This is a genomic window from Halorubrum ezzemoulense DSM 17463 (genome assembly GCF_002114285.1).
Lineage (GTDB): Archaea > Halobacteriota > Halobacteria > Halobacteriales > Haloferacaceae > Halorubrum > Halorubrum ezzemoulense.
Genome location: NZ_NEDJ01000015.1, coordinates 41,325 through 56,496, shown reverse-complemented (window position 1 = coordinate 56,496; position 15,172 = coordinate 41,325). Strand labels below are relative to the sequence as shown.

The 15,172-nt window shown below is 69.3% G+C and carries 12 protein-coding genes and 1 tRNA gene; 6 read left to right on the top strand and 7 right to left on the bottom strand.

Annotated elements, in window-relative coordinates; all coding sequences use genetic code 11:
* Window positions 1–544, top strand: a 544-nt coding sequence (locus tag B9H04_RS06450) for an IS1595 family transposase (RefSeq protein ID WP_139835035.1), incomplete at its 5' end; no start/stop codon positions are given.
* A gap of 216 nt (window positions 545–760) precedes the next feature.
* Here B9H04_RS06450 and B9H04_RS06445 read toward each other — a convergent pair.
* Window positions 761–831: transfer RNA gene (locus tag B9H04_RS06445), tRNA-Gly, on the bottom strand.
* A gap of 228 nt (window positions 832–1,059) precedes the next feature.
* On the opposite strand from B9H04_RS06445, the gene B9H04_RS06440 reads away from it, so the two are divergent.
* Together B9H04_RS06440 and B9H04_RS06435 are read left to right on the top strand one after the other, a co-directional pair.
* The gene (locus B9H04_RS06440) at window positions 1,060–1,584 is read left to right on the top strand and encodes a DoxX family protein (RefSeq protein ID WP_049932775.1); all 525 of its coding nucleotides are present in this window, start codon (window positions 1,060–1,062) and stop codon (window positions 1,582–1,584) included.
* Between the two features lie 13 nt (window positions 1,585–1,597).
* Window positions 1,598–1,882, top strand: coding sequence for a hypothetical protein (locus B9H04_RS06435; protein ID WP_049897570.1), 285 nt, complete (start codon window positions 1,598–1,600; stop codon window positions 1,880–1,882).
* A 101-nt stretch (window positions 1,883–1,983) separates the two neighbouring features.
* Here B9H04_RS06435 and B9H04_RS06430 read toward each other — a convergent pair whose 3' ends face one another.
* Genes B9H04_RS06430 through B9H04_RS06415 form a run of 4 tightly spaced genes read right to left on the bottom strand, consistent with a single transcriptional unit; the run spans window position 1,984 to window position 9,128 of the window.
* Window positions 1,984–4,422 (bottom strand): methyl-accepting chemotaxis protein, encoded by a 2,439-nt coding sequence (locus B9H04_RS06430; RefSeq protein ID WP_049932777.1) that lies wholly within the window; start codon window positions 4,420–4,422, stop codon window positions 1,984–1,986.
* A gap of 60 nt (window positions 4,423–4,482) precedes the next feature.
* Window positions 4,483–5,133, bottom strand: coding sequence for a class I SAM-dependent methyltransferase (locus tag B9H04_RS06425; protein WP_049932778.1), 651 nt, complete (start codon window positions 5,131–5,133; stop codon window positions 4,483–4,485).
* A 42-nt stretch (window positions 5,134–5,175) separates the two neighbouring features.
* Window positions 5,176–7,383 carry a type II secretion system F family protein gene (locus tag B9H04_RS06420; RefSeq protein ID WP_085682551.1) on the bottom strand — a complete coding sequence of 736 codons (2,208 nt, stop codon included), beginning with the start codon at window positions 7,381–7,383 and terminating at the stop codon, window positions 5,176–5,178.
* Window positions 7,380–9,128, bottom strand: a complete 1,749-nt coding sequence (locus B9H04_RS06415; RefSeq protein ID WP_049932782.1) for a type II/IV secretion system ATPase subunit — start codon at window positions 9,126–9,128, stop codon at window positions 7,380–7,382. Before B9H04_RS06415 ends, B9H04_RS06420 begins: the two co-directional genes overlap by 4 nt.
* Window positions 9,129–9,327: 199 nt before the next feature.
* On the opposite strand from B9H04_RS06415, the gene B9H04_RS06410 reads away from it, so the two are divergent.
* Window positions 9,328–9,816 carry a DUF5793 family protein gene (locus tag B9H04_RS06410; protein ID WP_049932784.1) on the top strand — a complete coding sequence of 163 codons (489 nt, stop codon included), beginning with the start codon at window positions 9,328–9,330 and terminating at the stop codon, window positions 9,814–9,816.
* Between the two features lie 14 nt (window positions 9,817–9,830).
* On the opposite strand, the gene B9H04_RS06405 is transcribed toward B9H04_RS06410, so the two are convergent.
* Together B9H04_RS06405 and B9H04_RS06400 are read right to left on the bottom strand one after the other, a co-directional pair.
* Window positions 9,831–10,724, bottom strand: coding sequence for an SAM hydrolase/SAM-dependent halogenase family protein (locus tag B9H04_RS06405; RefSeq protein ID WP_049932785.1), 894 nt, complete (start codon window positions 10,722–10,724; stop codon window positions 9,831–9,833).
* A gap of 180 nt (window positions 10,725–10,904) precedes the next feature.
* Window positions 10,905–11,435 (bottom strand): nicotinamide-nucleotide adenylyltransferase, encoded by a 531-nt coding sequence (locus tag B9H04_RS06400; RefSeq protein WP_049932786.1) that lies wholly within the window; start codon window positions 11,433–11,435, stop codon window positions 10,905–10,907.
* A gap of 170 nt (window positions 11,436–11,605) precedes the next feature.
* Between B9H04_RS06400 and lonB the strand changes: the two genes are divergently transcribed.
* Window positions 11,606–13,831: an ATP-dependent protease LonB gene (gene lonB / locus B9H04_RS06395; RefSeq protein WP_085682550.1), complete on the top strand. Its 2,226-nt coding sequence runs from the start codon at window positions 11,606–11,608 to the stop codon at window positions 13,829–13,831.
* Between the two features lie 355 nt (window positions 13,832–14,186).
* A complete protein-coding gene (locus B9H04_RS06390) occupies window positions 14,187–15,107 on the top strand; it encodes an NAD(P)/FAD-dependent oxidoreductase (protein ID WP_049932789.1) in 921 nt (306 codons plus the stop codon).
* Window positions 15,108–15,172 lie beyond the last annotated feature (65 nt).

Below are 15,172 nucleotides of genomic sequence, written 5' to 3'. Positions count from 1 at the left end.
AGTCGATGGGCCAACACAGGTCGATGAAACACAGCAGGTGTGTTCGGGCTTCAAAGGCCAAGATCCGCCGCGGAAGGGACTCAACCGCGGCGGGTCGCCCGAGGGTGGACGTACCCGCTGGACAGGGAATCAGGGTGACGAACTGACGCTCGTCGCGGCGTGCCGCGACGTGCTTCGCGTGGTCTCAGCTCAGGAAGGAAGCGACTATGAAGATGATCTTGGGCCAGTTATCGAGGAAGCAGACGACCTCTCCCAGCCGCTGGGAGAGGTCTGGACCGATGGACTGCCAGCTTACCGAGGCATGGAGCACGATCACCAATACGTTGTCCACGACGAGAGGTACGTCTCCGACAAAGGCGTCCACACGAACCAGGTAGAGTGTCTCTGGTCACTGCTCCAACCGTGGTTGGCGAAGTTCCGCGGCCTGTCCAAGCAGGGCTTGGAACAGGCCGCTCGGACCTACGGCTTCCTCCGGTCACTGAACCTTACTGGGGCACCGATCCACAGTCTCGTGGACTGTATCGCTGTCAATGTATTCCGCTAGTTCCGCCAGTCTACCGAAGAGCGAGCGACGAAGTGATTCAGAAAATGCGCCGGCCGGGACTCCCGCGAGCGAGCGGGGGTACGGCCGGCGCACGACCGAAGGGAGTGCGCCGGCCGGGATTTGAACCGAAATCGGACGTGCTCGCTCACTCCGTTCGCTGCGCGCGACTGATAGGGTTCAAACCCGGCGGCGATTTCTCTCACTTCGTTCGAGAAATGCGCCGGCCGGGATTTGAACCCGGGCCATGAGCTTGGAAGGCTCAGGTCCTACCACTAGACCACCGGCGCTCGCGTCGGTCGATGACGCATCTACACGTAGGCGGAACGACTTTCATAAGCGTTCCGTGTTCTGACGGGGCTCGAACGCGATTCCCGGCGCCGATCCGGGTGTGTATACTTAAAGAGCCACGATACTGCGGACGTGTCCCAGCGCTCTAGAACGCTTTTCAGCCGCTTAGAACCCTGTACGGTACATATGTGTGTACCCACCCAACGTACATCCGTGAGGTGACACCGATGTCATACCAATCGAGCAATCCGCTGGTCGGCGAGGTCGAGTTCGCCCTAGAGGGACCGTGGGCGACCTACTGGATCGCGTTCCTGCGCGTCGTGACCGGGTGGTGGTTCTTCCACGCCGGGGTCACCAAGATCATCGAGAACGGGTTCGCGTTCACCTACGGGCCGTCGTACATGAAGGGCATGACCGGCACCGCGCTGGGCGGCATCCCCGTCTGGATGGGGAACAACCTCGCGTGGCTCATCGAGCCCGGCGTGCCGCTGTTCGAGACGCTCATCGGCCTCGCGCTGATCGCGGGGGCGTTCACCCGGTTGGCCGCGTTCGGCGGGGTCATCTTCATGGTCCTGTTCTGGGTCGGGAACGCCGGCTTCGGTCACGGCGTCGTCAACAGCGACCTGATGGGCCTGTTCCTGTTCATGACCGTGATCGTGCTCGCGGCCGGTCGGTACTACGGGCTCGACGCGCTCCTCGAACAGACGGCGCTCGTCAAGCAGAACCCCAAGCTGCGGTACCTGCTCGGTTAAGAGGTGATTCACTATGACAGACACCATTGACAAGGCGGCACGGGCGTTGAGCGCGGGACTGATGCTGTTCGGCATCGTGGTCCTCGGACTAGTCGAGACGTTCACCGGCAAACCGTTCGCCCCGGCCCCGATAACGAACGAGGCGGGCGAGGTGACCGCGATGCCGCTGATCAGCCCGGAGATCCGGACCGGCTTCGTGCTGGCCGGCCTCGTGGTGCTCGGGCTGTACGCGGCCTACCGGTTCGTGGCGCCGCTCCCCGAGGACCGAGGCGTCAGCCACGAGACGATGGCTGACTGAGAAGCGAGGCACCCGGCCGCGACATCACCGGTAGTGCTCGTCGCCGCGGGCGACGACGACCACTTTCCTTCGTTCTAACGTTCGCTGAGAGCCGTCTCCGGCTACGCCGAGTCGTCGGCGTGCGGCTCGCCTGGCTCTCCAGTTCCGTGAACGGTGCCGCCGTCGGTGCTGGCGGGGGCGGCGTCGGACGGCTCCTCGTCCGCGCCGAACGTGAACGCCGTCTCGCCCGATCCGCCGGCGGCGGGTTCGCCGTCCGAATCGCCGTCCGCGCCCCCGACAACGTCGTCCCCGGCCTCGGCGTCGACCTCGAAGCCCTCTGTCATCTCCCGCAGGTCGCTGGCGCGCTCGTGGAGGTCGTGCGCCTGTTCGGACACCTCGCCGAGCGTGGCGGCCTGCTCCTCGGCGGCAGAGGCGACGGTGGTCGCCTCGGCGGTGGTCTGTTCGCTCACGCCCGCAAGGTCGTCGACCGCGCCGGTCACCTCGTTGACCGACTGCGCCTGCGCGTCCATCGCGCCGGAGATCTCCTGAACGCCGTCGTCGGCCTCGCTCACGCGGTCGGCGACCTCGGCGAGCGCGTCCTCCGCGTCCTCCACGACGTCGACCCCGTCGTCGACGCCCTCGCGGATCGCGGCCATCTCGTCGACGCTCTCGTCGGTACGCTCGCGGAGGCTCTCGATCAGCGACTCCACCTCCGCGGCGGACGCCTGGGTCGCCTCGGCGAGCGACTTGACCTCCTCGGCCACGACCGCGAAGCCGGAGCCGGCCTCGCCCGCGCGGGCGGCCTCGATCGAGGCGTTGAGCGCGAGCAGGTTCGTCTGGTCGGCGATCTCCGAGATCGTCTCGACGATCGCGTCGACCTCCGCCATCTCGGCCTCGAGCCGCTCGACCGTCTCCGCGGCGGACTCCGAGCGGGACTCGATCGCGTGGAGCTCGTCGACGGCGTCGGCGGCCGCCTCGCGCCCCTCCTCGGTGAGCGCGTCGGCCTGCCGGGAGGTGGTCGCGACCTCGTCCGCGGAGGCGGCGACCTCCTCGACGGTCGCCGACATGTCCTCCATCTCGCCGGCGACCTCGGCCAGCTGACGGCTCTGCCGCTCCGCCCCGGCCGATATCTCGTCGACCGCGTCGCTCGTCTCCCGGCCGGCGGCGGCGGCCTCGTCGGTGCCGTCGGTGACCGCGTCGCTCCGGTCGGCCACTTCGACCGCGAACGCGTCGACCTCCGCGATCGCGGCCTCCAGCTCGTCCATCGCGTCGTTGAACTCCGCGGCGATCGCGCGGAGCGCCTCGGGGTCGTCCGGCTCTGCGTCGAGCCGAGCCGTGAGGTCGCCGTCGGCGCAGGAGGCCAATGTCTCGCCGAAGTCGCCCGCCCGCGACTCCAGGCGGTCGGCGAACGCCTCGCTCTCCGCCTTCGCCGCCTCGGCGCGCTCGCGCTGCGTCTCCGCCGACTCGATCTGCTCGCGCAGGGAGTCGCGCATGGTCGCGAACGCCCCGGCGAGGTCGCCGAACTCGTCGCGCCGCGCCGTGTCGAAGTCGACGTCGAGGTCGCCGTCGGCCAGCGCCGACGCCCGGGCCCGGAGCTGGTTCAGCTCGACGACGGTCCCCCGGCCGAGCGTCACGCCGATGAGCCCGAGCCCGACGACCGCGACGCCGACGATGAGGAGCAGGTTCCGCCCGATCATCCCCGAGAGCGCGTACGCCTCTGAGAGGGGGACGTGGACCGCGACGTACCAGGCCTCGGTTGGAACCGGGGCGTAGGCGACGAAGTACCGCTCGCCGTCGGCGAGTTCGAGCGTCGCCGACGGGACGGACCCGATCGGGTTCTGTCGGTCGAAGAGCTGCGACCGGACCGGTTCGTCGTACCGCTCGCCCGCGACGCCGTCGCGATCGCTCGCGCCGATCTCGCCGTCGGTCTCGACGATCGACGTGAACGTGCCGTCCGTCGGTTGCCGGAAGTCGCCGACGAGCGAGCCGAGCGAGACCTCCATGACCACGTATTTTCGTTTCGGCGTCCCGGCCACGTAGGCGACCCGGCGCTCGCCGTCGACCTCGTACGTCGCCGTCGTGGTGACGGTGTCGCCGAGCAGGAGCCCGTCGTCGAACCACTGCTGGCTCGTGAGCGTCTCCGCTCGGTCACCGTTCCCGCCCGCCTCGTCGGTCGACGCGAGTACCGCGCCGTCCTCGGGGTCGATGTAGTGGAACGCAAGCACGCCGTCGCTCGCCCGAGACAGATGCGAGGAGAGATACGCCGCGACGGCGGCCGAGTCCTCGCTGTAGATGTCGTTGTCAGCGGCCTCCGCGACGGTCCCGCGCCGGTCGGCGGTCCAGCTGCCGGCTTCGGTGGCGCTCAGCTCCGCGACGGCCGTGTAGTCGCTCTGGGCGCTCGATTCGAGCTGCTCGGTCGTCTCCGCGTACGTGACGGCCCCGACGGCGCCGATCGCGAGGACGACGATGACGAGGGCGACGAGGAACTTCGCGAGGTAACTCCGGGCCACCGCGTCGGGCGCGACCCGACGCAGGACCCGTTCGAGGAAGGTGTCGGCCATTACCAGCAGGCGGTCGGCAGGGACCCTTTAATCCACCCCCGTCGATATTGTCTGTGATAATCAGGGGCGTTCCGGCTCGACTTCCGCGTAACAGTTCCCGCTGGATAGCTCCGTTCGACGCGTTTCGAGAGCGCTCTCGCCGAGATCCGTCTCGAACTCTGCGGGCGAGTAGATGTGATAGTACCGAGGCACCGTCTCGCCGCCCGGCAGCGTCCAGTCGACGGTCGTGTCGAACCCCTCGTCGCGGTCGAACCGGTCGTGGGCCGTGCTCCACGCGCTGACGAGCGCGACGCCGCCGGGCGCGAGGACGCGCGCCAGCTCGTTCAGGCTCTCGACGCGGGCGCTCCGCGGCGAGAGGTGGTGGAGCGTGGCGACGTAGACGGCGAGGTCGACCGCGCCGTCGCGGACCGGGAGCGCCGTCGCGTCGCCGTGGACGAACGCGGTCGCGTCGGCGAACCCCCGGTCGCGGGCGCGGGCCGTCGCCTCGGCGAGCAGCCCGCGGCTGAGGTCGAGGCCGACCGCGGTCTCGGTGCGCGCCGCGAGCGCCTCCGTGTGGCGGCCGTTGCCGCAGCCGACGTCGAGCGCGAGCCCCCCCGACCGACCCTCTAAGAACGACTCCACCTCGGGCCACGCGTACTGCCGCGTCTTCGAGAAGTGGGTCGCGATGCGGTCGTACGTCGACTGCGGATCGCCGGTCGGCTGCGGGTCCATACCGGCTTCTCGGCCGCGACGGGGATATGTCGACCGGACGCCTCACACCGCCCCGATCGCGGCGAACGCGACGAGCGTGAGCGCGAGCAACACCACGACGTGTTTCACGCCGTCGCGGACCGACCCCTCTCCGAGCTGTCCGGCGACGAGCCCGGAGCAGACCGCCTGGATCGACGCGGCGTGGAAGAACAGCTGCTCGTAGACCGCCACGTCGATGTCGCCGATCCCGTCCGTGATCCCGCCGGGTCCGCCGGAGACCCCGCTCCCGGTGTCGGGGAGTCCGCCGCCCGTCCCCGGGACGCCCGCCGCCTCGATGGCCGGGATGAACGACACCGACAGCGCCGCGATGATCCCGAGGAAGACGAGGAAGGAGATGTAGATGACGATGAGATACGTTAACATCACTTGTCGGCGTTCGCGCCGGAGCGCCCACGTCGCGCGCGATTCGTCGGCCGCGATCCGGAGGACGGGACCCACGTCCCCGCTCGCCTGAATCGCGTTGGTGACGAGCGCGACCGCCCGGGAGGTCATCGGCGACCGGACCCGTCGCTCCAGCCGGCGCAGCGCCGTGGAGACGTCCGCCCCCCAGTCGATGTCTCGGCGCGTCCGGCGGAGGTCCTCCGTCAGGGCTTCCAGGTTCGAGTCGGCGACGCGGCGGACGCTGCCGACCACGTCGGTGCCCGCCTCGTTGACGCTGGCGAGCCGGTCGAGGAAGTCCGGCACCGCGGACTCGACGCGGCGGACGCGGCGCTTGCCGAACTCGTAGGCGACCGCGTACGCCGCGAGGACGAGGGCGGTCGCGACGACGAGCGGGCCGTCGACCTGGTCGATCATCTCCATGGGCGTCCCGAGCGTGACCGGGAACGCGAAGACGAGCAGCCCGACGACCGCGGCCGGGACGACGGCGAGGAGCACCGTTCGCGGCGAGGCGAGCACCGTCTCGACCGGCGACGCGACCAGCCGCCGCACGCTCCGGAGGCGGTCGTACACGCGGAGCCGCTCCCGGCTCGCCGCCCAGCGGTCCGCTCCGGTACCGCCCGCGCCGGCGCCGTCCGCCCCGGAACCGCCCGCGCCGCTCTCGGCGGCCGCTCCCCCGTCGAACCGCGGCGAGGCGCCCCGGTCGCCGGGCTCGTCCGTGGCGTGGCGCACGCCCGTGACCGAGGGGGTGTCCGGGTCCGCGAGCGACGACTCCGCGACGGTCTCGGTGCCGCCGACGCCCTGCGTCACGCTGTCGACGTAGACGACGAAGCCGAAGGTGGCGAGCGGCACGCCGAGGTAGACGACGACGCGGAGGAGCGGGAGGGTGTCCTGTAAGACGAGCCCGATGACGACGAGGATGGTGATGAAAAACAGCGGACCCGCGACCAGCGCCGTCACGTACGCCTCGGCGAACGTCGAGAGCAGTTCGAGGTACTGCTCCTGTTTCGCCTCCGCCTCCGCCTGATAGCGCTCGTACTGGTCGTTGAGGAACTCCGACACCGACTGCCCGGTGCCGAGGACGGACGCGAGGTTCTCCGAGAAGTCGGCCAAGTCGTCGCTCGGCGTCCGCCGGGAGATGCGCTGGAGCGCGGTGAGCGCGTCGGTTCCGAAGGCGTTCATGTCGCGGACCGCGACCGACAGCTCGGCGGCGGCCTCGCCGTACACCTCCTCGTTCTCCGCGAGCGTGTCCATCACCCGGGGAAACGCCATCCCGGAGCGCGAGAGCGCGTACATGAACGCGACCGTCCGCGGCAGCGTGGCGTCGATCTCCGCCGCCCGCGCGGCGGCGCGCTGGTCGAGCAACTGCCACCGAGCGAGGTAGGCGCCGAGCGCGAGGCCGGAGCCGACCGTCGCGGAGACGACCGCGAGCAGGACGAACAGCCGACCGAGCCCGAGGTCGGCGAGCCGCGCGACGACCGCGACGAACTCGACCGACCCCGGGAGCGCCGCGCGGATCGCGGCCTCGCCGACGTCAAGCGCGGCGAGCAGCGCGCCGGCCGCGTACACGCCGATGACGCTGCCGGCGACCCCGAGGACCGCGGCGTACAACAGGGTCCGGGAGGCGTACACGCGGTGCGTCGTGCCGGCGACGTGGGCCGCGCGCATCCGGTCGCGCTGAGCCTGCCGCCGCGCCTCGTTCTCGCCGACGTAGTCGCCGAACGCCGACAGGGCGACGCGGGTGACGAACAGGTCGGCCCGGTCGTCGACGAGCGGCAGCGCGAGCGCGAGACAGACCGCGACCGCGGCGACGAGGGGGAGGTACTCGATCATCGGTCCGTGGCGTCGGATCCCGCGTCTCCGGCGCGCGCGCCGTCGCCGTCGGAGGCGTCGGGGCCGCGGTCGGTGCCGCCGCCCGGCGAGGCGTCTTCGGCCGCGAACTCGTCGGGGTCGACGCCGTCGGCCGCGGCGGCGCGCTCATCGAGCTTCTCCATCACGCGGTCGGCGTCGGCGTAGTACTCGTTGACGAGGGCGGTGAACGTGCGGTAGTCGTCGATGCCGAGCGCGGAGAGGAGTTCGAGGAATCGCTCGCGGCGCCGGACCTCGCGGAGCAGCTCCGACCGGGACCAGCCGCGGTCGTCGGCGATCTCCTCCAGCAGCGACGAGTCGTTGCGCCGGAACGTGTCGGAGTCCGGCCGCCACTCGAACGCCGAGGAGTAGTCGAGCTCCCCGGTGCGCTGGTCGATACCGCCGATCTCGCCGATCGTCTTCGCGCGGCGGACGCGCTCGTCGTCGGCGCGGGTGAGCGTCTGGACCGACAGCATGTCGAGCGACTGAACCATCGCGCGCGGCACGTTGATCGGCTCGTTCTCCAGCCGGTTGATCACGGTCTCGATCGAGTCGGCGTGCATCGTCGAGAACGTGGTGTGACCGGTGTTCATCGCCTGGAAGAGCGTGATCGCCTCCTCGCCGCGCACCTCGCCGACGACGATGTACTCGGGGCGGTGGCGCAGCGCCGACCGCAGAAGGTCGTACATGTCGATGTCGGTCCCCTCGTACCGGCGCTCGCGGGTGACCGCCGAGAGCCAGTTGTCGTGGTACAGCGAGAGCTCGCGGGTGTCCTCGATGGTGAGCACCTTCGCCCGCGGCGGGACGAACATCGACACCGCGTTCATCGAGGTGGTCTTCCCGGACGCGGTGCCGCCCGCGAAGATGAGGCTCTTGTTGTGCTCGATACAGAGCCAGAAGTACGCCATCTGCTCGACGGAGAACGTGCCGTACTCCACGAGGTCGACGGGGGTGAACGGGTCCTCGGCGTACTGGCGGATCGTGAACGCCGAGCCGCGCGGGGTCACCTCCTCGCCGAGCGCCAGCTCCGCGCGTGAGCCGTCGGGGAGCGTCGTCTCGACGATGGGGTCGCCGACCGAGACGTGGCGGCCGGACTGCTGCGCGAGCCGGATCACGTAGCTGTCGAGCGCCTCCTGTCCGAAGGAGACGTTCGTCTCGATGTCGGTGTACTCGTCGTGGTAGACGAAGATCGGGAGGTCGTAGCCGTCACAGGAGACATCCTCGATGTGGCGGTCGTTCAGCAGGGGGTCGACCTTCCCGAAGCCGCGGAAGTCGCGGTAGAGGTAGTACACCAGCGCGTGGAACGTGTCCATCTCGGCCTCGACGCCGTACCCCTCCAGGAGCGTCTCGAGTTCGGTCCTGAGCGTCTCTTCGTCGGTCTTGCCGCTCCCCTCGCGGTAGAGGAGGGGGTCGCGGATGTCGTCGACGACGCGGTCGAGGAGCTCGCGCTCGAACGCGTCGAGCTCGGGCTCGACCGCGTAGTAGCGGTGTTCGCTCTCGGCGTCGTCGTAGGTGATCACGACGTACGCGTACGGCGCGTTCACCCAGTACCGGTCGACTTCGGTCTCGTCTTCCGGAACGACGAACGACGCGAGCGGGCCGTCCTCGCCCGGGCGGAACGGCCGGACGTCGAGCGTCGACCCCTGAAGCAGCTCCCACGTCCGGGAGAGCCGCCGCTGGAGGGCCTCGATCCGGTCGCCGAGGTCGCTCTCGCCGGCCTCGCTCGCCATAGATACGGTGCCCTAGAGGCGGGGGGAAGTTAAACTACCCCCGACGATTATCAGGACCGACATCGAGGTCCGCCGCCGCGGTCCCGACCGAGTGCCGATCCGGTCCCGGCGCGGCGCGGACGCCCGAGCATCGTCGGTTCCGCGCCGCCGCTCCGCCCGTTACGTTGATACGGCCGGACCGCAAAGCATCCGATAGGAAATGCGGCGTGACTACTTCGAGTTGACCGTCGAGGGCGTCGGAAACGACGCCGGCTCCCAGTCGCCCCCGCTGGTGCGGATCGACTTCCACGGTCCGGAGGATCTCCTCCGCGAGCGACTCTCGGGGGGCGAAAGCGAGGACATCATCGTCGAGACGGACGACGACCTGCTCGCGGCCGACCAGATCGACGTCGCCTTCCGGCTCCGCGAGCCGCTGGACGAGGCGGACGAGCCGGAGGGCGTCGTCGGCGTCACCAACCGATACACGGGCGACTTCATCCTCGAACTCAACGAGACGGCGACGGACGTACTCCCGTTCATCCACGCCGCGCGCGACGCGACCGACGACGGCGACGCGCGGTACCGCGTCGAGATCGATGTCGACGGCGAGCGCCTCGTCGCCTACGACAAGGACACCTTCCTCGTGTACGACCAGGAGGGGAACCTGCTCCGCAGCGAGAGCCTGATTCCCTCCGGCGTCGAGCTGTAACCGGTTTTTCGGACTCAGAGGCTGACGCTGTCGGGAACGAACCGGACCGCGTCGCCCGGTCGGAGGTCGAACGCGCCGTCGCCCCGGCCGTCGTTCACGTCACACTCCGCGTAGCCGTGGCTCCCGACCGTGACGAGGCGCTCGCCGGGGTCGACGGCGCCGAACGTCTCCGCGACCGGCGTGAGGTCGCCGTTCACGCGGACCCAGTCCCGGCCGCGGACAAGCTCGCCGGGGACGTTGGTGATCACGTTGCCGAACCGGTCGATCGCGAGCACTTCGCCGTCAACGGCGACCACGTCGCCGGTGTCGGCCTCGTCGTCGGTACCGTCCTCGGCGTCGGTGTCCTTCTCGGCCTCGCCCGCGTCGCGTTCGACCGACGGCTCGGGAAAGCGGACGTCCACGGGGTCGTTCGCGGGCGCGAGGTCGTCGATCCCCGCGAGCGCTTCGGCGACCGCGTCGACCGCGGGCTCCCCGTCCGACGCCGTCAGTTCGTCGTCGAGCGCCGTCCGGACGCGGGCCGCGGTCGGCGCGAACACGTCGCGGCCGTGGAACGTCTCGCTCGCGGGGTCGTCGACCGCGATGGACCAGACCTCGACATCCGACTCGCCGGCCGCCAGCGCGCGGGCCGGCGGCATCGCGAGCCCGTTGTCGGGCGCGACGATGACGTGCGCGCCGGCCCGGACGACGAGGGCGTCCCGGTCGGTGCCGACGCCGGGGTCGACGACGGCGCAGTGGACCGCCGGCGGGAACTCCGGGAGGACGAACCGGAGCCAGAACGCGGCGGCCCGGGGGTCCCCGCGCGGCAGATCGTGCGCAACATCGATCAGCTCGGCGTCAGTGTGCCGGCGAATCACTCCCTTCATCGCGGCGGGGTACGGCGACCCAAAGTCCGAGGTGAGCGTGATCATACCGGAACCCGCGTGCGGCGCGGGGTTAAATGGAACGGGCGTCGTCGTCGCCGGTCTCGGTATCTGTCCACGGGCAGGCGGCCGGAGCGTCGGAGTCGGCGCCGAGGCTTCGAAGCGATCCGCGGTCGGTGCGCGATCGGCGGTCCGAGGCGATCAGCCCTCTTTACACGGATCGCCGCGCTACAGGTCGGACGGCTCGCCGCCGTTCGAGTCCGTCTCCGCGATGCGGCGGATGCGCTCGACGCCGTCGACTTCGCGGATCACGTCGACGACGGGGTCGGGGACGAGGTCGGCCCACTCCCGGCCGCGGATCATGCGCTCGCGGAGTTCGGTCCCCTCCAGCACGTCGCGGCGGAACATCGGCGACTGGCGCACCTCGACGCCCGCCTCCTCGAACAGGCGGACCACGAGCGGGTTGTTCGAGTAGGCCACGTCGAAGCGCGGGGTCATGCTCTGGACGTGGCTCACCCACACGGAGTTCCGGTCGAGGTCCTCGATCGGGACGACGTAGGTGGTGGCGTCGAGCTCCCCGACCGCCTTCGTCACCATCATCACGCGCTCGCCGGCGGTGAATGGGTTCCGCGTGGTGTGAGAGTCGCCGGCGGAGCCGATCCCCAAGACGAGCTCGTCGACCTCCGCCGCGATCTCTTCCACCATGTGCCGGTGGCCGTGGTGGAACGGCTGATACCGGCCGATGTAGAACCCCCGCATGAGTCTACGTACCGTCGGCGTCATTTATAAACCCCGTGGGAACGCTCGCGGGGCGTGATCGGTCGATATACGGCTTGAAAGCGGTGTTTACTGCCCCCGGGGCTACCCCTCCGGGGGGAGAAAGTATATCAGTAACCGACCCGTCCTTTTCAATAGCGACCCCCGATTCTATGAGCAACGAGACGGACACGAACGACCCGACGGCCGACGACCCCGACGAACCGCCCCACGGCGGCGTCGACGACTCGAGTCCGGCGGGGAACGGCGAGGACGCCACGCCCGGCGACCCCGAGCCCGACGACGGCCCGGCGAACGAGGCCGGCGTCGACGAGGACCCGGCCGCGGACTCCGACGACGACCCCTGGGACGACGGGGTCATCGTGGACGACGACGGGTTCGACGAGGGTCGGAACGGCGACGCCGCCGATCCGGCCGACGACGGCGGGATCGACGAGCTCGGCAGCACCGTCGAGGTCGAGGGCGCCGAGATCGAAGAGGACCCCGACGAGGACGACCTCCTCGGCGGGCTCAAGATAGACACGACGGCCGAACTGGAGATCCCGGACCGGCTCGTCGACCAGGTCATCGGGCAGGAACACGCCCGCGACGTGATCATCAAGGCGGCGAAGCAGCGGCGCCACGTGATGATGATCGGCTCCCCCGGGACGGGGAAGTCGATGCTCGCGAAGGCGATGTCCGAGCTCCTCCCCAAAGAGGAGCTTCAGGACGTGCTGGTGTACCACAACCCCGAGGACGGCAACAAGCCGAAGGTCCGGACGGTGCCGGCCGGTAAGGGCGACCAGATCGTCGAGGCGCACCGCGAGGAGGCGCGCAAGCGCAACCAGATGCGGTCGCTCCTGATGTGGATCATCATCGCCGTCGTGCTGGGCTACGCGCTCATCATCGTCGGCCAGATCCTCGTCGGCATCATCGCGGCCGGCGTGGTGTACCTCGTCTTCCGCTACCTCAACCGCGGTTCGGATGCGATGATCCCGAACCTGCTGGTGAACAACGGCGACACGAAGACCGCGCCGTTCCGCGACGCGACCGGCGCGCACGCCGGCGCACTGCTCGGCGACGTGCGACACGACCCGTTCCAGTCCGGCGGGATGGAGACGCCCAGCCACGACCGCGTCGAGGCGGGCGCCATCCACAAGGCGAACAAGGGTGTGCTGTTCATCGACGAGATCAACACGCTCGACATCCGCAGCCAGCAGCACCTCATGACGGCGATCCAGGAGGGCGAGTTCTCGATCACGGGCCAGTCCGAGCGCTCCTCGGGCGCGATGGTCCAGACCGAGCCCGTCCCGACCGACTTCGTCATGATCGCGGCCGGGAACCTCGACGCGATGGAGAACATGCACCCGGCGCTGCGCTCCCGGATCAAGGGGTACGGTTACGAGGTGTACATGGAGGACACCATCGAGGACACCCCGGAGATGCGCCGGAAGTACGTCCGGGTCATCGCCCAGGAGGTCGCGAAGGACGGCCGCCTGCCCGAGTTCTCGGCGGAGGCCGTCGAGGAGATCATCCTCGAGGCCAAGCGCCGTTCCGGCCGCAAGGGCCACCTCACGCTGAAGATGCGGAACCTCGGCGGGATGGTCCGCGTCGCGGGCGACATCGCCCGGGGCGAGGACGCCGAGATGACCACCCGCGAACACGTCCTTCAGGCGAAGGGGCGCTCGCGCTCCATCGAGCAGCAGCTCGCCGACGACTACATCGAGCGCCGCAAGGACTACGAGCTCCAGGTCTCCGACGGCTACGTCGCCGGCCGCGTCAACGGCCTCGCGGTGATGGGCGAAGACTCCGGGATCATGCTCCCGGTGATGGCCGAGGTGACGCCGACCCAGGGCGGCGGGCAGGTGATCGCCACCGGCCAGCTCAAGGAGATGGCCGAGGAGTCGGTCCAGAACGTCTCGGCGATCATCAAGAAGTTCTCCGACGAGAACATCTCGGAGAAGGACATCCACATCCAGTTCATCCAGACGGGCCAGCAGGGGGTCGACGGCGACTCCGCGTCCATCACGGTCGCGACCGCCGTCATCTCCGCGCTGGAGAACGTCGGCGTGGACCAGAGCCTCGCGATGACCGGCTCGCTGTCGGTCCGCGGCGACGTGCTCCCCGTCGGCGGGGTCACCCACAAGATCGAGGCGGCCGCGAAAGCCGGCTGCGACCGAGTGATCATCCCCGCAGCCAACGAGCAGGACGTGATGATCGAAGACGAGTACGAGGAGATGATCGAGGTCATCCCGGTCTCGCACATCAGCGAGGTCCTCGACATCGCCCTCGAGGGCGAGGCCGAGAAGGACTCGCTCGTCTCCCGGCTGAAGTCGATCACGGGCTCCGCGCTGAAGGACGGCAACGTCTCCGGCCCGTCCAACCCGAGCCCGCAGTAGGCGGCTCCACGCCTCGCGGTCCGATTTCTTCTGTCCTCGCTTTCGTTCCGGCGAGCCGCCGCACCGCGGTCTTCGCCCGCGGTTCGAGTGCCGCCCGCCGAGTCCGGTCTCGGTCGCTTATCGAGCGAGGTTGTCTCCGCCGCCAGTATTTTGTAGAATATACACAATACTGATGCGCCAAACAAACGATTCACCGACGGGGACAAGACGTATTTCGCGGCGATCGATACGCTTCCAACCCGGCTATAGCCACAGGAGCGCGTTTCAGTCGATATCTCGGAGGGGACGCCGACCACTCCGAGTGAATCAGCGGGCGGAATTAATAAGTTAGTATAGCACATACTACGCAATACAGATGTCAGGGATCGCGATCGTCGGCGGGGGACCGACCGGACTGAACGCCGCCATCTACACCGCTCGGGCGGACAGGCGAACGCTCGTGTTCGACGACGGGGGCGGGACCACCCGTGACGTGGACACGATGGAGAACGTCTACGGGTTCCCAGACGGGGTCACGGGCCCGGAGCTCGTCGATCTGGGGCGAGAGCACGCGCGGAAGTACGACGCCGAGATCGTCGAGGAGGAGGTCGTTCGGATCGAGCCGGACGGCGACCGGTACCGCGTCGAGACGACCGTCGACGAGTACGTCGTCGACGGGGTTATCATCGCGACGGGCGCGGACTACGAACGGCCGGCCATCGCGGGCGTCGAGGCGTACGAGGGCCACGGCGTCTCCTACTGCGTCGAATGCGACGCGTACTTTTACCGCGACAGTCCCGTCGCTGTCGTCGGCGACGACAACTACGCCGCGACCGAGGCGTTGATGCTGCTCGACTACACCGACGACGTCCGGATCCTCACCAACGGGTCGGCGTTCGAGGCGGACGACGGCTTGCGGGACCGGGTCGCCGACGCGGGGATCCCGGTGGTCACCGACGACCTCGATCGGCTCGCCGGCGAGGAGGTCCTCGAAGCCGTCGTCACCCGAGAGGGCGACGAGATCCCGGTCGACGGGCTGTTCGTCGCGCTGGGCACCGCCGGCGGCACCGACCTCGCGGAGATGCTCGGCGTCCCCGTCGAGGGAGACGACATCGTCACCGACGAGGCGCAGTCGACGCCGGTGGACCGGGTGTACGCCGCGGGCGACGTTACCGGCGGCCACCAACAGATCGCGACCTCCGTCGGAGAGGGAGCCCGAGCGGCCATCAATCTGCTCGAGGAGCTCCGCGGGGCGGACTACATCGATTACAAGAAGCTGGACTCGCAGCCGGCCTGACCGGTCCGACCGCTGACGCGCGCGAAGCGCGAAAGCGGCGCGCGGGTCCGGGCTCGCGGGTCCAG